20 protein-coding genes are annotated in these 20441 nt (G+C 66.7%); 5 read left to right on the plus strand and 15 right to left on the minus strand.

Annotated features, from left to right (window positions below):
• Positions 1-102: 102 nt before the first annotated feature.
• On the minus strand, positions 103-1554 hold the full coding sequence (locus tag ACFWPK_RS23060) for a bifunctional ADP-dependent NAD(P)H-hydrate dehydratase/NAD(P)H-hydrate epimerase (RefSeq protein WP_378918938.1): 1452 nt from the start codon (positions 1552-1554) through the stop codon (positions 103-105).
• 70 nt (positions 1555-1624) lie between these two features.
• Between ACFWPK_RS23060 and ACFWPK_RS23065 the strand changes: the two genes are divergently transcribed.
• Positions 1625-2050, plus strand: a complete 426-nt coding sequence (locus tag ACFWPK_RS23065) for a plastocyanin/azurin family copper-binding protein (RefSeq protein WP_378918940.1) — start codon at positions 1625-1627, stop codon at positions 2048-2050.
• Positions 2051-2085: 35 nt separating this feature from the next.
• Here ACFWPK_RS23065 and glmS read toward each other — a convergent pair whose 3' ends face one another.
• Positions 2086-3966 carry a glutamine--fructose-6-phosphate transaminase (isomerizing) gene (gene glmS / locus ACFWPK_RS23070; RefSeq protein WP_378918942.1) on the minus strand — a complete coding sequence of 627 codons (1881 nt, stop codon included), beginning with the start codon at positions 3964-3966 and terminating at the stop codon, positions 2086-2088.
• 36 nt (positions 3967-4002) lie between these two features.
• Here glmS and ACFWPK_RS23075 point away from each other — a divergent pair, with 36 nt between their 5' ends.
• Positions 4003-4857 carry a dienelactone hydrolase family protein gene (locus tag ACFWPK_RS23075; protein ID WP_378918944.1) on the plus strand — a complete coding sequence of 285 codons (855 nt, stop codon included), beginning with the start codon at positions 4003-4005 and terminating at the stop codon, positions 4855-4857.
• Between the two features lie 17 nt (positions 4858-4874).
• Here the strand turns inward: ACFWPK_RS23075 and ACFWPK_RS23080 are convergent, their stop codons facing one another.
• From ACFWPK_RS23080 to ACFWPK_RS23105, 6 genes are all read right to left on the minus strand, one after another.
• Positions 4875-6050, minus strand: a complete 1176-nt coding sequence (locus ACFWPK_RS23080; RefSeq protein WP_378918946.1) for a serine/threonine-protein kinase — start codon at positions 6048-6050, stop codon at positions 4875-4877.
• Positions 6051-6215: 165 nt separating this feature from the next.
• Positions 6216-6557: a hypothetical protein gene (locus tag ACFWPK_RS23085; RefSeq protein WP_378918948.1), complete on the minus strand. Its 342-nt coding sequence runs from the start codon at positions 6555-6557 to the stop codon at positions 6216-6218.
• Between the two features lie 25 nt (positions 6558-6582).
• Complete coding sequence (locus ACFWPK_RS23090) at positions 6583-8160, minus strand: hypothetical protein (protein WP_378918950.1); 1578 nt, start codon at positions 8158-8160, stop codon at positions 6583-6585.
• Between the two features lie 45 nt (positions 8161-8205).
• Positions 8206-8556: a hypothetical protein gene (locus tag ACFWPK_RS23095; RefSeq protein WP_378918951.1), complete on the minus strand. Its 351-nt coding sequence runs from the start codon at positions 8554-8556 to the stop codon at positions 8206-8208.
• A 94-nt stretch (positions 8557-8650) separates the two neighbouring features.
• Positions 8651-8959 (minus strand): DUF6802 family protein, encoded by a 309-nt coding sequence (locus tag ACFWPK_RS23100; protein WP_378918953.1) that lies wholly within the window; start codon positions 8957-8959, stop codon positions 8651-8653.
• A 91-nt stretch (positions 8960-9050) separates the two neighbouring features.
• Positions 9051-9245, minus strand: coding sequence for a PspC domain-containing protein (locus ACFWPK_RS23105; protein WP_378918955.1), 195 nt, complete (start codon positions 9243-9245; stop codon positions 9051-9053).
• 196 nt (positions 9246-9441) lie between these two features.
• Here ACFWPK_RS23105 and tnpB point away from each other — a divergent pair, with 196 nt between their 5' ends.
• The 3 genes from tnpB (at position 9442) to ACFWPK_RS23120 (ending at position 13157) form a co-directional block, all read left to right on the plus strand.
• Entirely contained in the window at positions 9442-10905 is a 1464-nt protein-coding gene (tnpB, locus tag ACFWPK_RS23110; RefSeq protein ID WP_378918957.1) for an IS607 family element RNA-guided endonuclease TnpB, read from the plus strand.
• A 133-nt stretch (positions 10906-11038) separates the two neighbouring features.
• Positions 11039-12727, plus strand: coding sequence for an ABC-F family ATP-binding cassette domain-containing protein (locus ACFWPK_RS23115; RefSeq protein ID WP_378918959.1), 1689 nt, complete (start codon positions 11039-11041; stop codon positions 12725-12727).
• 4 nt (positions 12728-12731) lie between these two features.
• Positions 12732-13157 (plus strand): hypothetical protein, encoded by a 426-nt coding sequence (locus tag ACFWPK_RS23120; RefSeq protein ID WP_378918961.1) that lies wholly within the window; start codon positions 12732-12734, stop codon positions 13155-13157.
• On the opposite strand, the gene ACFWPK_RS23125 is transcribed toward ACFWPK_RS23120, so the two are convergent.
• From ACFWPK_RS23125 to ACFWPK_RS23155, 7 genes are all read right to left on the minus strand, one after another.
• A complete protein-coding gene (locus ACFWPK_RS23125) occupies positions 13154-13516 on the minus strand; it encodes a hypothetical protein (protein WP_378918963.1) in 363 nt (120 codons plus the stop codon). The genes ACFWPK_RS23120 and ACFWPK_RS23125 overlap by 4 nt on opposite strands.
• 132 nt (positions 13517-13648) lie before the next feature.
• A complete protein-coding gene (gene glmM / locus ACFWPK_RS23130; RefSeq protein ID WP_378918965.1) occupies positions 13649-14986 on the minus strand; it encodes a phosphoglucosamine mutase in 1338 nt (445 codons plus the stop codon).
• 167 nt (positions 14987-15153) lie between these two features.
• On the minus strand, positions 15154-15678 hold the full coding sequence (gene rpsI / locus ACFWPK_RS23135; protein ID WP_378918967.1) for a 30S ribosomal protein S9: 525 nt from the start codon (positions 15676-15678) through the stop codon (positions 15154-15156).
• Positions 15675-16118: a 50S ribosomal protein L13 gene (gene rplM / locus ACFWPK_RS23140; RefSeq protein WP_194825954.1), complete on the minus strand. Its 444-nt coding sequence runs from the start codon at positions 16116-16118 to the stop codon at positions 15675-15677. Before rplM ends, rpsI begins: the two co-directional genes overlap by 4 nt.
• 226 nt (positions 16119-16344) lie before the next feature.
• Positions 16345-17685, minus strand: a complete 1341-nt coding sequence (locus ACFWPK_RS23145) for a hypothetical protein (protein ID WP_378918969.1) — start codon at positions 17683-17685, stop codon at positions 16345-16347.
• Positions 17682-17834, minus strand: coding sequence for a hypothetical protein (locus ACFWPK_RS23150; RefSeq protein WP_378918971.1), 153 nt, complete (start codon positions 17832-17834; stop codon positions 17682-17684). Before ACFWPK_RS23150 ends, ACFWPK_RS23145 begins: the two co-directional genes overlap by 4 nt.
• A complete protein-coding gene (locus ACFWPK_RS23155) occupies positions 17831-20353 on the minus strand; it encodes an ATP-binding cassette domain-containing protein (RefSeq protein ID WP_378918973.1) in 2523 nt (840 codons plus the stop codon). The genes ACFWPK_RS23150 and ACFWPK_RS23155 overlap by 4 nt, the downstream gene beginning before the upstream one ends.
• Between the last annotated feature and the right edge of the window lie 88 nt (positions 20354-20441).

The raw sequence follows: 20441 nt of genomic DNA on the forward strand, positions 1-20441 counted from the left end.
GGCGACGAAGGAGCAAGCAACGGCGCCTAACCGGCGGCCCCTCGGGGCCGCGACTCGAGCGCGCCAGCGCTCCAATAAACACAGCGTCAAACCTGCCTGGGACTACCAGACCTCTGATCCCCCACCAACCTCCCGCAACACCCGCACCGCCCCCCGAACATGCCCGAGCAAAGGCGTAGCAGAAATAGGCGCCCCCGCATCCCACCCCTCATAAGCAGCCAAGTTAGCCGCCAAAGCATGCACCCGAGCCCCCGCGGCAGCAGCCCACCCCGGATCCCGCCCCGCAGCGAGCAAAGCCCCGATAACCCCCGACAACACATCCCCCGACCCCGCGGTAGCAGCCCAATCCCCACCCGCGTCATTCACAAATGCCGCTTCCCCCGGCGAGGCAACAACCGTCGCCCGCCCCTTCAACAGCACAGTCACCCCCCACTCATCAGCCAGCTGCCGCACCGCCCCCACCCGATCAGCCCCCACCGCCGCACCGGTCAACCGCGCGAATTCCCCCGCATGCGGCGTAATCACCGTCGGAGCCGAGCGCCCGCGAACCAGCCCCGGCTCCGTGGAAAGAATCGTCAACCCATCCGCATCGACAAGCACCGGCAGATCAGTAGCAAGCACCTCGGCCAACCGATCCCGCGCCCCCGGATCGGTACCCCCGCCCGGCCCGAACACCCAAGCCTGCACCCGCCCCGCCTCCGAAATCGAAGTACTGGCAACAACTTCCGGAAACTTCTCCAACACCTCGGTATCCGTCCCCACATACCGAACCAGCCCCGAAGTAGCCACCACCGCCGCCCCCGTACACAACACCCCCGCCCCCGGATACTTCGAACTCCCCGCACAAACCCCCGTCACCCCCTGGCTGTATTTGTCATCAGCAGGCCCCGGAACCGGCCAACCAGCCCCCACCGCCCCCGGATCGAGCTGCACCAGCCCAGCCGCCGGAAGCTCTAACCCGATCGGCACCAACACAATTCGCCCACAGTGCGGCACAGCCAGCGCGTGCACCGGTTTGAAGGCCCCGAACGCGACCGTCACATCCGCCGTCACCGCGGGCCCGTCCACAGCCCCCGTATCAGGATCGACCCCACTGGGCAGATCCGCCGAGATGATCGGAACATCCACGGCGGCAACAATTTCCGCAGCCTCGGGCCGCAACGGACCACGCCCGGAAATCCCCACGATCCCATCGATCACCAGATCAACCGCATCGAGCCGATCGACCACCCGTCCCCCAGCAGCCCGCAAGGCAGCAAGCCCCTCCCCATGAGCCCGTTCAGGATTCAACAGGACGGCCGATACCCGAACCCCCCGCCGCCGCAGAAAGGCCCCCGCCCACAACGCATCCCCACCGTTGTCCCCCGACCCCACAAGCAACCCCACCGCCCGACCGGCCACTCCACCGGTCCGCGAACGCAATTCGTCGACAACCACCCCCGTCAGCCCGAAAGCCGCCCGCCGCATCGGCATTCCCGCAGGCACCCGAGTGAACAGCTCGGCTTCCGCCGCCCGAACCTCGTCGACGGTGTAGTAGCCACGCCGATCCGACATAGTCGCCTCCCAGCTGCCCGAACGGGCCGCCGACCGGCCCAGGATCGCTCGCAGACTACGCTCCACACCCATGTCGATGGTTCGTCACCGCGCCGCATCCGCCCGGTTTGTCGCCGGATTCGTCGTGGCCGCCGCCCTGTTGTCCGCCGGCTGTTCCGGCGACTCGGGAAACGCCGCCACCACCACAACCCGCAAACCCCGCCCGGTCAGCACCTCGACCACCACCCAACAACACGCACCGACCAACCTCACGGTCGAGGTCGGCGGCATGGAATACGCCCCCGCCGACGCCACCATCAAGGTCGGCGAGACGGTCACCTGGAAGTTCTCCGACAAGGTCCCGCACAACGTGCAGGGCATCGGCGACAAGGCGATGGGCCTCAACAGCCCCATCATCGACAAGGGCGAATGGTCCTACACGTTCACCCAGCCCGGCACCTACCGCTACATGTGCACCCTGCACCCGGACATGCGCGGCAGCATCACGGTCAAGTGACCCTGCCGGCCTCGCGACGAGGCCGGCACGCAGCCTTATTCGACGGTGACCGACTTGGCCAGGTTGCGTGGCTTGTCCACGTCGTAGCCCAGCGTCTGCGCCACCTCGGCGGCGAAGATCTGCAGCGGCACCGTGGACAGCAGCGGCTGGTACAGCGTGGGCGCGGCCGGGATCTCGATCAGGTCGTCGGCGAAGGGCCGCACCGTGTCGTCGCCCTCTTCGGCGATCACGATCGTGCGGGCCCCGCGCGCCTGGATCTCGCGAATGTTGCTGAGCAGCTTGGAATGCAGCACCGCGCGCCCCTTCGGCGACGGCATCACCACGATCACCGGCAGACCTTCTTCGATCAGCGCGATCGGCCCGTGCTTGAGCTCGCCCGCGGCGAACCCCTCGGCGTGCATGTAGGCCAGTTCCTTGAGCTTGAGCGCGCCTTCCAGCGCCACCGGGTAGCCCACGTGGCGGCCGAGGAACAGCACCGTCGGCACATGCGCCAGCTCGCGCGCGATGGCCCGCACCTGCGGCGCGGTTTCGAGCACGCGAGAGATCAACTTCGGCATCGACTCGAGCTCGGCGAACTCACGAGCCACCTCGTCGGGGTATTTGGTCCCGCGTGCCTGGGCCAGCGCCAGACCCACCAGATAGTTGGCGGCCACCTGCGCCAGGAACGCCTTGGTCGACGCGACACCGATCTCGGGCCCGGTCCGCGTGTAGATCACCGCGTCGGATTCGCGCGGAATCTGCGCCCCGTTGGTGTTGCAGATCGCCAGCACGCGGGCCTTCTGCTCCTTGGCGTGGCGCACCGCCTCGAGGGTGTCCGCGGTTTCACCGGACTGCGAGATCGCCACCACCAGCGTCGACCGGTCGAGAACCGGGTCGCGGTAACGGAATTCGCTGGCCAGCTCCACTTCCACGGGCACCCGGGTCCAGTGCTCGATCGCGTACTTGGCGAGCAGTCCCGAGTGATACGAACTGCCACACGCGACGACGAACACCTTGTCGAACTCGCGCAGCTCCTGATCGGCGAGGCGCTGTTCGTCCAGGACGATCCGGCCGCCCTTCTCGTCGACGACGAAATGACCGAGCAGGGTGTCGGCGACCGCGGTGGGCTGCTCTTCGATCTCCTTGAGCATGAAGTAGTCGTGGCCGCCCTTCTCGGCGGCGGCGAGGTCCCAGTCGATGGTGAACGGCCTGCTGAGGACACCGTCGGTGTTGCCCGCGAAGTCGGTGACGCTGTAGCCGTCCTTGGTGATCACCACGGCCTGGTTCTGGCCGAGCTCGACCGCCTCGCGGGTGTGCTCGATGAACGCGGTGACATCGGAGGCGATGAACATCTCGCCCTCGCCGACCCCGACCACCAGCGGCGTCGACCGGCGGGCCGCGACGATCGTGCCGGGATGATCGGCATGAGTGAACACCAGCGTGAACGCGCCTTCGAGACGCCGCAGCACGGCCAGCGCGCTCGCGGTGAAGTCACCGGCGGTCGGTCCTTCGGCGTAGGCGCGCGAAACCAGGTGCACCGCGACCTCGGTATCGGTGTCGCTGAGCAGCTCCACGCCCGCGTCCTCGAGCTCGCGGCGCAGCGGCGCGAAGTTCTCGATGATGCCGTTGTGGACGACGGCGAGCTTGGCGGAGACGTCGCGGTGCGGGTGCGCGTTGCGGTCGGTCGGCGCGCCGTGGGTAGCCCAGCGGGTGTGGCCCATACCGGTCGACCCGGCGAAACGCTCGGTCCCCGCCTCGCCCAGTTCGGCTTCCAGATTGGCCAGCCGCCCGGCCTTACGTTCGACCGCGATAGCACCGTTTCCGTCGAGGATCGCGACCCCCGCAGAGTCGTATCCGCGATACTCCATGCGTCGCAGCGCGTCGACGACAACGCCGAGCGCATCCCGGTATCCGACGTACCCCACGATTCCGCACATGGTCCCCCACCCTACTGATCGGATACTCTTCTCGCCGTGTCGGTGTCTGCAAAATCGCTCCTGAGCACCCTGTCCGTGCGCGGCCCCCACCGGGTGCTGCGTGGGAATTTAGGGATCGCAGGTCAGCCGGGTGTGGTGTACACGCCCGAGTCCGGACTGAACCTGCCCGCTGTCGCGTTCGCGCACGGCTGGCTGACCAGCGCCGAGAACTACAAGAGCCTGCTCGAGCACATCGCGTCGTGGGGTTTCGTGGTCGCCGCGCCCGACACCGAGCGCGGCCCGATCCCGTCACATCTGGACCTCGGCACCGACTTGCTCACCACGCTCGACATCGTCAGCAAGGTCCGTCTCGGTGACGGCACCATCAGCGTCCACCCCGACCGCCTTGCCCTCGCCGGCCACGGCATGGGAGCCGGTGCCGCCGTGATCGCCGCAGCTCAACGCCGGGTAGCCGCCGTAGTCGCGCTCTTCCCGGCCCCCACCTCCCCCGCCGCGGAGAACATCGCCCCCGACATCGACACGCGCGCCCTGATCCTGACCGGCGACGACCTCGACTCGGTCAGCTCCAACGCCCGCGCCCTCGCCACCGCGTGGTCGGGCCCGGCGATCCTGCGCACCATCAGCGGCGCCTCCCACAACGGCATCATCGAAGGCCGTCGCCTCTTCGCCGCCCTCGGCGCGGGCCGCTACGAACACAAAACCGACAAGACCACCCGAGCCCTGGTCACCGGCTACCTCCTCGCCACCCTCATGGCCGACAAGAAGTACGCGGTCTTCGCCGACCCGGAGGGCGAGATCCCCCATACCAAGGTGGTCGACCCGCATGCCGAGATAGAGGTCGAGGCGCCGAAGCTGTCGATCGGCACGGTCGCCAAACTGATCCGCGGCTAGAAATCCGCCTGCGTCACCTACCAGTTGGTGATGTCGGTGAAGACCAGGACGAACAGCACGGCAAGCACTGCCACATAGACCAAGGCCAGGACCTGCCGTCGTTGTAGCGGCGGTTCACGATCCGGGAGGCCGGGCACGCCGGCCTCGTGCTGCACAGTCATCGCGGCCCACCCCGGCCTGCCTTTGACGACAGGCGGCCGCACGGGCCCGGAGTCGACCGCCGCACGATCGACCACCGCGACGGCCGTCATCGCAGGTCGCGGTTCCGTATCCGGTAGGAGCGCAACAGGACTGAGCGGCACCGGAATGGGCTCGACCGATCGGTGCGCACCCGCTGACACCTCGGTCGCGGCCCCCGGACTCGACATGTCGCCGGGCACCTCGAACGCGCGCCGCACCGCGTCCGCGAACTCCCCGCAGGAAGCGAACCTGTCAGCTGGACGCTTGGCCATCGCCCTGGCCAGCACCGCATCCAACGCCGACGGCAAGTCCGGCCGGAGGCGCACGATCGATGGCGGCGGGGCGGACATGTGTGCCTGGATCACCATCACCGGGTTCGTCGCACTGAAGGGTGCCGTGCCTGTCAGCATCGCGAAAAAGGTACAAGCCAGCGAGTATTGGTCGCATTGTGGATCGAGCGTCGATGCCGCCAACTGTTCGGGAGACGCGAATGCCAGTGTGGCAGTGAATGATCCGGTGCGCGTGAGCGGACTCTGGTCGACACGCAGACGCGCGATACCGAAATCGGCGAGCAGCACTCGCTCCGGCAGCCCGTGCACCGATTCGCCGAGCAGGATGTTGCCGGGCTTGATGTCCCGGTGCAGCACGCCGTGCGTATGCGCGAAATCGAGTGCCGTGGCAACCTCGGACACCACCCGCACCGCCCGCATCGGCTCGAACACCCCGACCGCGGCCGCGTCGGTCCCCGGCACATACTGCATCGCGATCCAGGGCCGATTCCCCGCCACCCCGCGGTCGTACACCGCGACGATGTTCGGATGGTCGAGCCGTGCGGCGAGATCAGCCTCCCGCTGAAACCGCGCCCGCACCTCCACGTCCCCGAACATGTTCTCATCCAGCAACTTCAACGCCACCGACCGAGGCAGCCGAGGATGCCGGGCCAGATAAACCGTCCCCATCCCACCCTGCCCGAGCACCCGCTCAACCGCATACCCGGCAACGAACTCGACCATAGCCACCCCTACCCACGTGTCGGCGGCGCCATCCTATCCAACAATGGCGCCCACCGCCGGGTGCCGAATCCGCACTGCTCGAGCGCCGATCCGACCGGAAGCCGGGCGCCCTGTCGCTCCGGCTTCCCGCGCGACGCCACCCCTATCCGGCGCCGCGCTGCGGAGTCAGACCAACCAACTCTTGCGGCGGTAGTAGTCCCCTTCGGGATCGTCGTCATCCATTGGAGCAGCGCGGTCATTGGCTCGCCTGGCGGCGATCGACCGTGCGATGGCCTCGCGTTGTTCTCTGGCCTCGGCTTCCTGACGCTCGCGTTCCTCCGCCTCGAGCCGCTCCCGCTCTTCGGCTTCGGCAGCTTCACGCTCCCTGACCGCTTGGATCTCGGCCAGGATCTCGTGACCATTGTTGTGAACGGCGAGGCTGTTCCGCATCTCGTCATACTCGTAGTCCAGAATCTGCACCCGGCGAAGGAACTCATAGGCGCCTTCTTCGATCCGTGATCGACTCATGACGAAACCCCCTCAACTCGTTGACTCACAGCGGTCCTGCCTCGGCCAAGACCGCACCGGTGTCACCCGGATCGGGTTGCTGGCCCACGGGGTATTGCTCCGCCCAATGTTCGCCGTCGGGCTCGTTGTCCGCACTCGGCGTCGACCCTGCCCCCGGCATGTTCTCGGCGGCATAGCCTTTGGCGTTCAGCGACCCGGTCGGATTGGGTGTCGCGCCCGAGGACGTCCCCTCCTCGGCGTCTTCCAGACCGGCCGGCCCCTGGCCCGTGCCGGTCTCCGGTGTGCCAGAGCCGATTTCGCCGCTGGACTGATCGTCGCTGATCACCGGTATGCCGTTGGCATCGAGCGTCATGCCGTACTCGTGCGAGTTTCCGGCGGAGTCGGTAGTGCTCACTGTCAGTTGGCCGTTCTCATCTGTCCCGACGCTGACCTGCGTCCCGTTCAGATCGAACGTCGCGCCACCGGACATCAAGCCGTTCAGCTGGCTCGAAATCGACGCGAAGCCCTCTTGGATCGAGGTGTTGAGCGAAGTGAGGCCGGTACTGATCGTCTCCGCGGTAGTCGTGAAGAGCGATTCGAGTTGACTGACCGATGACACGAGCGAGGTGAGGCCTGTCATCACCTCGCTGACCGTATCGGTGATTTCGCTTATGGTGTCGGTGATGTCGTCATCATCGTCATCATCGTCATCATCGTCGTCCTTGGTGGTCGACGGATCCTCGGTGGTCGCCGGCTTGGTCGACGTGTCCTCTGTTGTCGACGGTGTGCCGCCGGTCGACGTATCTTGTGTCTGGGGCTGCTGTGTCGTCACCGGCGTTTGTGGCTTGCTGGAATCCTGCGGCATCGGGTATGCGGCAGTATCCAGCCTGTTCAAGGCTTCAACAAGCACGCCGTAAATCCGACGCACCTCAGTGTCGACTTCCTTGCAGAGCTGAATGAACTTATCGTACGTTGCGTGAACGTGAGGTATGAATACCTCGACCAACCACTCCTTCGCCTTCTGACCCAATTCAGAATAAGGGCTCTGCGCCACCAATCGTATATAATCATCGATCGCTGCACGCCCCACTCCACTGCCGTTCTGCTGCGGGATGTCAGGTGTATTCGGAGACCAAAAGCTCTGGACCGTAACGGCTTTATGCCGCACAGCTGTGCGCAGCGCAGTTGATACGTTGCTGAGCTCCAGGGATATCGTCGCGGCTTCGGTACGATCTTGCTCGGCACGGATAATCTGCGCATTGAGCATATTGGACGCAGAGTCGCCCGCTTGCCCTTGCCAAATCGACGGCAGCGCCGAGAGTTGCCGCCGCTGTTCGTCGATCTCGCCGGGCAATTTGGCCATCACCTTGGATAAACCCGCAGACATCCGATCAATGGCGGCGATATCCATACCACGTTCAGTGTCGTATTTCGCATAGATCAACGTATTCAAGTCGGCGTTCACGAGTTCCGCTCGGCCCGCCGTCGACTTCGTTACCGCGAGTGCATTCTCATAACGCGGTAGATACTCGACGAAATACTGCAAGCCCTCGGCCCCGAGGTTGAGAATCTCGTCTGCGCTACCACCGGTGGGGATATTCGGCCACGTCGGAGAGTCAGCCATGGATGCCCCCTTCGAGCACGACAGAATCCGACGCCATTATGCGCATCAAAGGTTCACCCCAGCAGCAGTTATTTTCTTGACGTTGGCATCGTCGACCGTCGCATAGGTATCCGCACTGGTACCGAACTGAGCGCCCGTCTTGTCGACCGCGGTCTGCCAGTTCTTCAACCAGGTCTCGACCTTCCCAATCACGCCGCCGACCTTGGCCCCCTCCGCGCCGTAGTCGCGACCGGCTTGCGCGGCCGTGAAGGACCAGCCCTTGATGTCGGCGGTGTACGTCCCGATGTCGGCCGCCGACGCCTTCAAGTTCGACCCAGCCTTACGCAGAGCCGTCGGATCGACCGTAACTGAATCGCCCACTTCCCCCTCCTTCTGGTCACGCGCCGGCAGGCGCACTACTCCCTTAGACGCGCCAAGACCCGGATCGGTTCCACGATCACACGACGAATGCCGCTGTGCTCGGATTCGATCACAGCGGCACCCTCGTGCGCTACTTCTCCAGGTTCCCCTGATCGGTCCGCCGCCACTCCGACGTGCCGTCGGGATGGCGGTGGTACTCCCAGGCGGCGTAGTCGCCGTCTTCCTCGACGACGGTGACGTGGTCGGCGAGACCGTCGTGGTCGTAGTCGGACCAGATGCTGGTCGAGTCGGTGTCGCTGGTGGAGAGGGAGTCGACGACGCCGTCGTGGTCGAGGTCGAGGGATGGGTTGTTCAGCTCGACGGGGCCGAGGCCGCCCAGGGACGAGTGGGCGTCGATGTCGGGTAGGCCGAGGCCGGGGAACTCACCCGAGGTGACCATGACTGCTCCTCCAACGGGAAACTCGCGGATGACGACGTGGCGGGGTTGCCACCATCTTGTCATCCGCGAGCGGGTGCCGCGGGGTTCGGGGCTACTTCTTGGGAATGAGGATCCACATCGCCAGGTAGATCAGGAACTGGGGGCCGGGCAGCAGGCAGGAGACGACGAAGACCAGGCGGACGATGTTGGGGTTCCAGCCGTAGCGTTCGGCGAGGCCACCGCAGACGCCTGCGATCCAGGAGTTGCTGGTCGAACGGGTGAGGCGGCGGGCGGGGACGGCGGTCATGATTTTTGCCTTCCTGTGTGGTGGTGATACCTCCACTGTGCCGTCGCGACACCCGCGCCCGCATCGGTCCAAACACCTATCCGCACCCTGATTTCGACGACCCCGGCCTCAGGGGGTGAGATATGTCAGACGGCTATGGCATGGTGGTCGAAGATGGTGGGCAGCAACGAAACCTGGGGAACGGAGGTGAGCGCCGATGGCGAGGTTCGACATTCCTGACGGGTGGACAGTGCAGGCCTACCGATACGCTCTCGACCCCACCCCACACCAACTGTCGATGTTCAGCTCACACAGCGGTGCGGCCAGGTTCGCCTTCAACCACATGCTCGCCCTGGTCAAGGCCGTAGTCGATCAACGAGCGGCGGAACGAACCTACGGGATCGTCGACCGGGACCTGACCCAGTCGATCGGATGGTCTCTTCCACAACTCCGCAAGATCTGGAATCAGCGTAAACACGAGTACGCGCCCTGGTGGGCGGAGAACTCGAAAGAGGCCTACAACACCGGACTCGATGCCCTGGCCCGCGCCCTCGACAACTGGACCGCCTCCCGCCGTGGTCAGAGGGCAGGCAATCCGGTCGGCTTCCCGAAATTCAAAACAGCGGCCAGGTCGCGGCGGTCGGTGCGGTTCACCACGGGAACGATCAGGGTCGAACCCAGCCGCCATCACATCGTGTTGCCGAGGCTCGGGCGACTCAAAACCCATGAGTCGACCCGAAAACTCGCCCGCCGGGTCGAGACTGGAACCGCACGGATTCTGTCAGCGACCGTGACCCGGGACTCACGTGACCGCTGGTATGTGTCGTTCCAGTCTCTCGTCGAAGCAAAGACGCGACCCGCGCACGCGCGGCGGTCACCGTTTCCGGTAGTCGGTGTCGATGTCGGCGTCACAGCTGATGCCCTGATGGTGATCGCGACCCCTGACGGGCGTGAGGTAAAGCGTATTCCGGCACCGAAACCGTTGACCGCCGCCCAGTCCCGGTTGCGGGTGTTGCAACGCCGGGCAGCGCGCCAACAAAGCCCATTCGACCCGGTCACCAAGACTCGGCGGCGTCCGTCGAAACGATGGCAGGCCACCATGGCACATGTCGCCCGTACTCATGGGCGGACTGCCGCGATCCGTCGCGATGTTCTGCACCAGGCCACCACAGCGCTCGCCCAGCAGTACGAAGTGGTCACGGTGGAAACGTTGAACGCCGCCGGGATGCGATCAGCCGGTGGTGTCCGCAAGAAGGCGCTGAACAGGGCGCTCGCCGACGCGGCACTAGCTCAGATCCGACAGCAGTTGACTTACAAGAGCCGCTGGTACGGGTCGGTGTTGGTGGAGGCCGATCGGTGGTTTCCGAGTTCGAAATCGTGTTCGGGGTGTGGTGTGCGAAAGCCAAGCCTGACCCTCGCCGACCGTGTGTACGACTGTGAGTTTTGCGGTTTGTCGATTGATCGTGATCGAAATGCCGCGATCAACCTCGCCCGACTCGGCGAAAGCCGCATGCTGGGTGAACAGAGTCCCGCCGGGAGTGGACCGGTGGCAGGACGTGGAGCCATCCAGGAGACCGAGCCCGCATGCGTGGGCGACGCAGGAGGCCGTGAAACGTCAACCCCGCATCACCACCAGGTGAATCAGACGGGGACCGCCTCACCGCAAGATGAGGCTGCCTGATGGAGAGCAACTCGGTTTGCTCACAAACAGGCAACGGCGGTCATGGTGTTGCCTTTGCAGAGGTGCTCGACTGCGCCGTCGAAGCGCCCCGCGCCCGCATCGGTCCACAGACCTATCCGCACCCTGATTTCGGATGGCCCCGACCTCAGGGTTCAACCCCGAGACGGGCACAATTGTCGAGGTGAGCACGACATTGCACGCCAGCGGCCTGTCCGCGGGGCACGCCGAACGGACCCTGTTCGCCGACCTCGATTTCACTCTCGCCCCCGGCGATGTGATCGGGCTGGTCGGGGTGAACGGTGCGGGCAAGTCGACGCTGCTGCGGATGCTGGCCGAGCGGGAGCCGGGCGAGGGCACCATCGCGCTGAGCCCGCCCGACGCGACCGTCGGCTACCTGACGCAGGAACCGGAGCGCATCGCGGGCGAGACGGTGCTCGAGTTCCTTTCGCGCCGAACCGGGGTCGCGCACGCCCAGCAGGTGATGGACGCGGCAGCGGAACGGCTGGGCGACGGTGGTGACGACGATTACTCACCCGCGCTGGAACATTGGCTGGCCCTCGGCGGCGCGGATCTCGATCAGCGCGCCGAAGAGGTCGCCGCGGATCTGGGGCTGACCAACGGCTTGGCCAGTGGGCTCGACACCCCGATGACGGGCCTGTCCGGCGGGCAGGCGGCTCGTGCGGGGTTGGCCTCGGTGCTGTTGTCGCGCTTCGACATTCTGCTGCTCGACGAGCCGACCAACGACCTCGACCTCGACGGCCTCGACCGGCTGGAACGGTTCGTCACCGGCGTGCGGGTGCCGCTGATGGTGATCAGCCACGATCGGGAGTTCTTGGCGCGCACCGTCAACAGCGTCCTCGAACTCGATCTGGCTCAGCAGCAGACAGGCTTCTACGACGGCGGCTACGACGCCTACCTCGCCGAACGCGAGATCGCCCGCAAGCACGCCCGCGAGGCCTACGACGAATTCGCCGACACCAAAGCGGGTTTGGAGTCGCGTGCGCAGATGCAGCGCAACTGGCTCGAGCACGGCGTGCGCAATGCCCGCCGCAAGGGCAAGAACGACTCCGACAAGATGGGCCGCAAGACCCGCGCGGAATCCACCGAGAAACAGGCCGCCAAGGCCCGCCAGACCCAGCGCCGCATCGAACGCCTCGACGTGGTCGACGAGCCGCGCAAGGAATGGGAACTGCGGATGGAGATCGCGACCGCGCCCCGCAGCGGCGCGGTCGTCGCGACAGCCAACAACGCCACCCTCGCACGCGGCGAGTTCACCCTCGGCCCGATCACCACCCAGATCGACTGGGCCGACCGGATCGTGCTCACCGGCGCCAACGGCTCTGGCAAGTCGACCCTGCTCGGACTGCTGCTCGGCAAGATCGCACCCGATTCCGGTTCCGCCGCACTGGGTTCCGGTGTCGAGATCGGCGAAGTCGACCAGGCCCGCGGGCTGTTCCGCGGTAAGGACGCGCTGGCCGCTACCTTCGCCGCGGCGATGCCCGACTGGCCCGACGCCGAAGTCCGCACGCTGCTGGCCAAGTTCGGCCTGCGCGGACCGCACGTGACCCGCGCCTGCGACACCCTGTCCCCCGGTGAACGCACCCGCGCCGCCCTCGCCCTGCTCCAGGCACGCGGGGTGAACCTGCTCGTCCTCGACGAGCCGACCAACCACCTCGACCTGCCCGCCATCGAACAGCTCGAGCAGGCGGTCGAATCCTTCACCGGCACTTTGATTCTGGTAACGCACGATCGCCGAATGCTGGATTCTGTTCGTGCGACCCGTCGTTGGCATATGTCCGGTGGGCTACTCACCCAGGAATAGGCGCATGGACTACGTATTAGGCATCGACACCCGGATCACCCTGCTCATCACCGGATTCATCTTCCTGAGCGCCTTGCTGCTCGGGGTCTGGAAGTACCACGGCATCCGGGTCGCCGGGGCGGCACACGTCTATGTCGACATCGCCCACCGCGCCGCGCTGATGTACTCCTTCGCGGGGATCCTGCTCGCGGTGTTCACCGAGCTCAGCGCCTGGCCGACGATCGTCAACCTGACCGCTGACCTGGTCGTGCTCGCGTTCTTCGTCGGCGCGATCGCCAGTTACGCCCTGCACGGGCTGCGCCGCGACACCACCAACCAGTTCGGCGGGCAGGTCCCCGCCGAACTACGGCTGTCGATGTACGGGCTGATCGCGGGCGAGATCGGTGGTTTCGGAGTGCTGTTCAGCGGTTTCGTCGCCGGGCAGTTCTAGAACGACCGCACCACAACAGGTTCGCCTGCACCGAACAGCGAAATATCGGAGCCGAGCTTGGCCCCGATCAGTCCGGCACCGAGGGTGACACCGAGCACGGCGACCACCGCGATGAACGATCGCGAGCGTGGCACCCGCGGCGCCGCGAACGAGTGTGCGCGTGGCGCCTCGGCGACGTGCTCATACGCGGACTGGCCGTAGCCTTCGTCGCGGATCGGCACCGTGGGCGAATACTCTTGCGGCACTTCGCGGCAGCCCGGTCGTCCACAGGCGCCACCACAGCGGTGCGGCTGGTCGGCTTCGCCGTACTCGTACGGGTACTGATCTTGATAGTTGCGGGCAGGCAGCGGCGGAACCATGATCGGCCCCCTTCGAATCGTGCTGCGCGCCAAAATAACCGCCTGCGCCGAGCAGCACACACGCGCCACGGGCACACAGGTCCTTACGGCGTCTCTCGATACTAGTTGTACCTGACCCGACCCGCCAGACAACTAGACCGCGGCGACCTGCTTCGCCAGATCGTCGGCCAGCTGACGTGCCTGCACCGGATCGGTGGCCTCCACCATCACCCGCACCAACTGCTCGGTCCCGCTGGGCCGCAACAGAACCCGCCCGGACTCCCCCAGGATCCGCTCCGCCTCCGCGACCGCCTCACGCACCTCGGGAGCCGCCGCGACGGCGGCCTTGTCCGACACCGCGACATTCACCAGCACCTGCGGCACCGTGGTCATCACCGAAGCCAGCGAGGCCAGCGAAGACCGGGTCTGCGCCATCCGCGCCATCAGCCGCAGGCCGGTGAGCACCCCGTCGCCGGTGGTGCCGAACCGCGGGAACACCACATGCCCGGACTGTTCCCCACCCAGGCTGAACCCACCGCGCCGCAGTTCCTCGAGCACATACCGGTCACCGACAGCGGCGGTGATCACGGTGATCTCGGCGGCGCGCATCGCGATGTGCAGGCCGAGGTTGCTCATCACGGTCGCGACCAGCGTGTTGTCGACCAGCTCGCCCGCGTCACGCATCGCCAGCGCGAGCACGGCCATGATCGCGTCGCCGTCGACGATCTCGCCCGCGGCGTCCACCGCGAGGCAACGATCGGCGTCACCGTCGAGCGCGATGCCGAGGTCGGCGCCGTGTTCGAGAACCGCGCGCCGCACATTGTCCAGATGCGTCGAGCCGCAACCATCATTGATGTTGAGCCCGTTGGGTTCGGCGTTGATCGCGATCACCGCCGCGCCCGCCTCCCGGTACACCTGCGGCGCCACTTCGGCGGCCGCACCGTGCGCGCAGTCGACAACGACGGTCAGCGCGGACAGGTCCTGCCCGGTGGATTCGAGCAGATGCTCGACATAGCGTTCGTGTGTGCCCTCGACGGTGTAGTCCCCACGTACCCGGCCGATGCCCGCGCCGGTCGGGCGCACGGTGACGCCTTCGGCGATCAGGGCTTCGATCCGTGCCTCGATGACGTCGTCGAGCTTGTGCCCGCCCGCCGCGAAGATCTTGATGCCGTTGTCTGGCATGGGGTTGTGCGAGGCGGAGATCATCACGCCGAAGCACGCGTCGTACAGGCTGGTGAGATAGGCCACGGCCGGGGTGGGCAGCACGCCGACGGAGAGGACATCGACGCCGACGGAGGTCAGGCCCGCGGTCACCGCGGCCTCCAGCATCTCGCCACTGGCGCGGGGGTCGCGACCGAGCACCGCGACCGGGCGCTTCTTGCCGCGCGAGAGCACCTGCGCTGCCGCGGCGGCGACGCGCATCGCCAGTTCCGGGCTCAGCGACTCGTTGGCGAGTCCACGAACACCGTCTGTGCCGAACAGCCGTCCCATAAAAACCTCTATACCGGTAGTAGGTCCCCCGCATACAGCACGAGAGCAGGCGACCAGCCGTGCTGGAAGCCTGCTCTCGCATATGTGCTCCGCCGACCCGGCTCATCCCCACTCGCGCGGGGAGCATACCTAGCGTATGCGAAAGCCGAAAGTCGACAGTGCGTAAATCAGCGCTTCGAGTACTGAGGCGCCTTACGGGCCTTCTTCAGGCCGTACTTCTTACGCTCGGTGGCACGCGGGTCACGCGTCAGGAAGCCGGCACGCTTGAGGGCGGGACGGTCGTCCGGGGTGACCACGATCAGCGCGCGGGCGATAGCCAGACGCAGGGCGCCTGCCTGACCCGACGGGCCGCCACCGACCAGGCGAGCGAAGATGTCGAAGTTCTCGACACGCTCGACCAGAACCAGCGGGGACTTCACGAGCTGCTGGTGCACCTTGTTCGGGAAGTAATCCTCGATGGTGCGGCCGTTGAGCTCGAACTTGCCCGAACCGGGCACCATGCGAACGCGAACGACGGCTTCCTTGCGGCGGCCGACGGTCTGCACCGGGCGGTCGAGGCCGAGCGGCTCGAAGGCCAGCTCTTCTTCGACGTACTCGGCGTCATCGTAGGCTTCGCCGTCTTCGACGATCTCGACTACGACCTCATCGGTGGCGTCGAACTCTTCGGCTGCGAACTCTTCAGGAGCGGTCACTGGGCCACCTGCTTGATCTCGAACGGAACCGGCTGCTGCGCGGCGTGGGGGTGGTTCGGGCCTGCGTAGACCTTCAGCTTGCCCGCGATCGCGTTACCCAGCTTGTTCTTCGGGATCATGCCCTTGACGGCCTTCTCCACGAGACGATCGGGACGGGTCGCCAACACCTCGCCGACAGTGCGCGACTTGAGGCCGCCCGGGTGTCCGCTGTGGTGGTGGATGAGCTTGTCCTGCTTCTTGTTGCCGGAGATGGCAACCTTCTCCGCGTTGATGATGATGACGAAGTCGCCACCATCGACGTGGGGTGCGTAGGTCGGCTTGCCCTTGCCGCGCAGCAGGCCAGCGGCCTGCACGGCGAGACGGCCGAGGACTACGTCAGTGGCGTCGATGACGTACCACTTGCGGGTCACGTCACCCGCCTTGGGGCTGTACGTAGGCACAGTCGTTCCCTGTCTGTCGTCGGTGTTGCCGGCCCTGATGTGTGGATCGAGGCTGTCCTGGCGGCCGGTGGAGACCCAGGACATCGAGGTGACGCCGACCCGCGAACGGTTCGACGTTCCACACGCCAACCGGCAACGATACCAGCCACGCATCACCGACCCACAATCGGGCGATGCCCGATCACGATCGGCGAGGACACGATGGATCGGCGACCGGGTGGTGGCGCTAGATCACTACCGGCGGTCCGGGATCGGTCGCCCGCGCCGGGCCGGGGATGAGGTAGCGCAGGGTGTCGATACCGGGGGTGACGCAGGCGCCGTCGTCGACGAGCTCACCGCGGGCGGTCGCGATGCCCGCACGCGGAACCGTGTTCGTGTACGGGGTGAACGCGCAGCTCACCTGTTCGGCGGCCGTGGCGACGGCGGGATCGGGCTGGAACGCGACCAGCGCCAGCGCGCCGACCACGGCCGGTGCGCCGAAGAAGCCCTTCTTCACCTTGCCGAGCAGTTTGCCGCGGCGGTCCTCGTCGTCATCGTCGTGCTCGAGCGCGTGCCGCGGCGAACCACCGGGCCTCGGCGGCTGCGCGCCGGGCGGACCGGCGACGAACCCAGCGGGCCCCGGCGGCTGCGCGGCGGGCGGGGCCGTGGGCTGGGCACCCCATCCGACCTGCGCGGCGGCCGCCTGGCCGGGATGATTCGGCTCCGGGTAGTCGTCTTCTTCGTCGAGGTCGGGCTCGGTGACCAGCAGATGCGCGGCACCGAGTACCAGCGCGTGCATCGGATGGTCGGCCACGTGCAGACGCTGGCCGAGATGGTTCTGGAAGGCGAAGCGCAGCGCGTCGTTGAAACAGACATTGCCCGCCAGCAGCACCGTCGAGGTGTCGGCGCCGATCGAGCGGGCCGCGGCCATCGCCTCGATCACGACGTTGTCGGCCGTGCGGGCATCGCGCAGCGCCTCGGCGCTGACCGCGACCTCCGTCGATTCGGTCGGCTGTTCGTCGTCGCCGTGCACCGCGACCACCAGCAGCGCGCGACCGTCGGAGTAGATCCCGGTGGCGCCGACGCCGGTGTGATGGCGCTCGCTGGGCGGGGAGACCAGGCCGAGCGCGCGCACATAGCCCGAGAGCGCGACGCTTTCCGGCAGTGGTTCCACGACCACGTCGAGCTGCTCGACGAGCGCCGCGTACACGTCGACCTTGTCCTCGGGCCAGCTGTCCGGATACGGCAACGCGACCACCTGCGGCTTGCCCTGCAGGTGCTTGCCGATCGCCGCGAGCGGGTTGTAGAGCCGGGCCCGGAAGACGAGCTCGGCCGGCCAGGTGGCGCCTGCGATCACGATCTGCGGATGGCCGAGGATGTCGCGCACATCGGCGATCGCCATCCCCAGATCCGGTCGCTGCCGGTCGACACCGGCGGTGTGCAACCTGCCCGCGGCATCAGCGAGCAGGTAGGCGGGCGGGGTGTAGGTGCCCTCGACCTGTACCGGGCGGACCGGGGTCGCACCGCCACCCGCGGCCACGGACACCACGTCCCACCCCAGATGTAGGGCCCCAACTCGAACGGTCACAGGATCAAGTGTGCCCGGTCGGCGACAGACACGCGCATCTTGCCCACCGAAATGGTGCTGACCTCGCCGATCATGCTGGGTTCATCGAGGCATGCTCGGGCGCCCTGCGTGGTTACGCGAGCTGCCGCCTCCGGGCGCTGACCGCTCATGCCTGTGACTTCTTCAGCCGCAGGCGGCTCCAGGTGAGCAACGCGATGATCGAGGTGATCACGATGAGCATCACGATGTCGAGAATCCAGATCCCGATCGAGTGGGTCCACAGTGAGTCCTCCTGCGTGCCGAGGACCAGCTCCTTCAAGTCCACCGTCGACGCACCCGCCGCGTAACCCCAGCGCGAGGGGAACAGGTACGACACCTGCTCGAGGCCGACCCGGTCGGTCACCGGGATCAGGCCACCGGCCATCACCAGCTGCACCATGATCATGACCACGAGCATGGGCATGACCTGCTCGTTGGACTTGGCCAGGCTCGACATCAGCAGGCCGAACACCACACAGCACACCGCCGTCATCGCGATGTCGAAATACAGCTCGACGCTGCCGCTCGGGATCAGCGAACCTTCGCCCGGCGCCTTCTTGCCGACGAACGTGATGCCGATCAGCACCGCCGACTGCAGGAACGCGGTCACGCTGAACACGACGATCTTGGCCATCAGGTACGCCGACGGCAGCAGGCCGACAGCGCGTTCCCGCAGGAAGATCGACCGTTCGCCGACCAGATCACGCACCGTGAGCGTGGCGCCCATGAAGCACGCGCCGAGGATGAGCACCACCAGCAGCTGCTGCGCCTCACCGCCGCTGGCCCGCCCGAACGAACCATCGGGCAGCTGCACCAGCGGCGCCGCCGTGAACCCGTCGCTACCCGGCACCACCAGCGACAACGCGCCGAGGATGAACGGCAGCACCACCAGGAACGCCAGATACCCGCGGTCGGCGAAGATCAGCCGCAGCTGTCTTCGGATCAGCGTCGAGAACTGACGCATCCCGTTCGACTGCGGCGGCGCGCCCACATTGCCGCGGTTCGGTTGCGCGGGCGGCGGTGGCGGCACATACGCCTGCCTGGACCGATACTTCGCGAAGGCCTGATCGGGATTGGCCGCGACCTCGGCGAAGATCTCCGCCCAGTCGCTGGTCCCCATCGCCGCACCGACACCACCCGGATGACCGGCGAAAGCCGTCTTACCACCGGGCGCGAGCAGCACCACCTGATCACACATATCCAGGCAGGCGACCGAGTGCGTCACCACGATCACCACGCGACCGGCGTCGGCCAGCTCGCGCAGCATCTGCATGACCTGCCGATCCAGCGCCGGGTCGAGGCCCGAGGTCGGCTCGTCCAGGATCAGCAGCGACGGACCGGTGAGCAGCTCCATCGCCACCGACGCGCGCTTGCGCTGACCACCGGAGAGCCGGTCAACCCGGGTATCGGCATGCTGGGTGAGCGAAAGCTCTTGCAGCACACCGTCGATCACCTTCTGCCGGTCGGCCTTGGTGGTATCGGGCGGCAGCCGCAGCTCGGCGGCGAAGCCGAGCGCCTGGCGGACGGTGAGCTGACGGTGCAGCACGTCGTCCTGCGGCACCATGCCGATGCGCGAACGCAGCGCCTCGTACTCGGCGTGCAGGTTGCGCCCCTCGAAGGTCACCACACCGCCGGAGGGCTGGGTATTGCCCGCGATCAGCTTCGACAGCGTCGACTTACCCGCGCCCGACGGTCCGATCAGCGCGGTCAGCGTTCCCCGCCCCGCCGTCATGTTCACATCGACGAGCAGCTGCTTGTTGTTCTCGACCGTGAACCCGACCCCGTGCACCGACAGTCCCTGCTCGGCGACCGGCTTCTGCCGATGCGCCAGCGCGCCCTGAGTGACGACGAAGTCGATATTGCCGATGGTGACGATGTCGCGCTCGTGCAGCACCGAGCGCTGCTGGCGGTGACCGTTGACGAAGGTGCCGTTGGCCGACCCGAGGTCCTCGATCACCAGGCCCTCGGGCGAGGACAGCAGCTTCGCGTGCGCGCGCGAGGCCAGCGGATCGTTCACCACGATCTGGTTGTCCGAGGTGCGGCCGATGCTCAGGCCACCGGGCGGAATCCGGTCACCACGCGCGACCGGTTCGGTCGAGGCGGCCTTGCGGACCGGCGGCAGCATCGACGAATCGGCGCGGCGGGTCATATTGATGTTGTCCTGCGGCTGCGCGGGCAGCTGCGAGGTGGGCACGTATTGCGGTTGCGGTGGTTGCGGGCGCGAGGGCGGCTGGAAACCGGGTCGCTGCTGCTGCGGACGTGGCTGTTGCTGGTGCGGCTGTTGCTGGTGCGGCTGCGAAGGCGGCGCGACCATGGTCGCCGCGTGGCGCGCCCCAGGCGCCGCGGGGACCAGGTGCAGCAGCGGCCCGGTGATCGCGTCACCCAGGCGTACCTGGGTGGGCCGGTCGATCGATACGGGCTGGTTCAGCCTGCGCGCGTCGACGAAGACGCCGTTCGTGCTTCCGTTGTCGGCGAGTACCCAGGCGCCGTTGCTGAATCGCAGAGTGGCGTGCACACGCGAGACCAGCGGGCTGTCCACGAACAGGGTGACCTCGGGCGCGCGGCCCATGGTGATCTGCTGACTCGCTTCGAAGACTCGTTCGGTTCCATCATGGCGCACGGTGATGGTCTGCGCCCCCGGTGAAGACATGGAGCGGATACTATGCCATCGCCCGGACATCGGCGGTGCCCCCGAGACGGCTTGGAGCCCGATCCGGCGATCGACCTGCACGTGTATC

Source organism: Nocardia sp. NPDC058519, from assembly GCF_042719755.1.
Lineage (GTDB): Bacteria > Actinomycetota > Actinomycetes > Mycobacteriales > Mycobacteriaceae > Nocardia.

Coding starts and splice junctions, on each gene's coding strand:
- ACFWPK_RS23105 (WP_378918955.1), bottom strand. CDS start 9,245: ATGACCGCCGTCCCCGCCCGCCGCCTCACCCGTTCGACCAGCAACTCC.
- ACFWPK_RS23090 (WP_378918950.1), bottom strand. CDS start 8,160: ATGGCTGACTCTCCGACGTGGCCGAATATCCCCACCGGTGGTAGCGCA.
- ACFWPK_RS23125 (WP_378918963.1), bottom strand. CDS start 13,516: ATGGTTCCGCCGCTGCCTGCCCGCAACTATCAAGATCAGTACCCGTAC.
- ACFWPK_RS23115 (WP_378918959.1), top strand. CDS start 11,039: ATGGCCCCGACCTCAGGGTTCAACCCCGAGACGGGCACAATTGTCGAG.
- ACFWPK_RS23085 (WP_378918948.1), bottom strand. CDS start 6,557: ATGAGTCGATCACGGATCGAAGAAGGCGCCTATGAGTTCCTTCGCCGG.
- ACFWPK_RS23150 (WP_378918971.1), bottom strand. CDS start 17,834: ATGAGCGGTCAGCGCCCGGAGGCGGCAGCTCGCGTAACCACGCAGGGC.
- ACFWPK_RS23065 (WP_378918940.1), top strand. CDS start 1,625: ATGTCGATGGTTCGTCACCGCGCCGCATCCGCCCGGTTTGTCGCCGGA.
- ACFWPK_RS23060 (WP_378918938.1), bottom strand. CDS start 1,554: ATGTCGGATCGGCGTGGCTACTACACCGTCGACGAGGTTCGGGCGGCG.
- ACFWPK_RS23080 (WP_378918946.1), bottom strand. CDS start 6,050: ATGGTCGAGTTCGTTGCCGGGTATGCGGTTGAGCGGGTGCTCGGGCAG.
- ACFWPK_RS23100 (WP_378918953.1), bottom strand. CDS start 8,959: ATGGTCACCTCGGGTGAGTTCCCCGGCCTCGGCCTACCCGACATCGAC.
- tnpB (WP_378918957.1), top strand. CDS start 9,442: ATGGCGAGGTTCGACATTCCTGACGGGTGGACAGTGCAGGCCTACCGA.
- ACFWPK_RS23155 (WP_378918973.1), bottom strand. CDS start 20,353: ATGTCTTCACCGGGGGCGCAGACCATCACCGTGCGCCATGATGGAACC.
- glmS (WP_378918942.1), bottom strand. CDS start 3,966: ATGTGCGGAATCGTGGGGTACGTCGGATACCGGGATGCGCTCGGCGTT.
- glmM (WP_378918965.1), bottom strand. CDS start 14,986: ATGGGACGGCTGTTCGGCACAGACGGTGTTCGTGGACTCGCCAACGAG.
- ACFWPK_RS23120 (WP_378918961.1), top strand. CDS start 12,732: ATGGACTACGTATTAGGCATCGACACCCGGATCACCCTGCTCATCACC.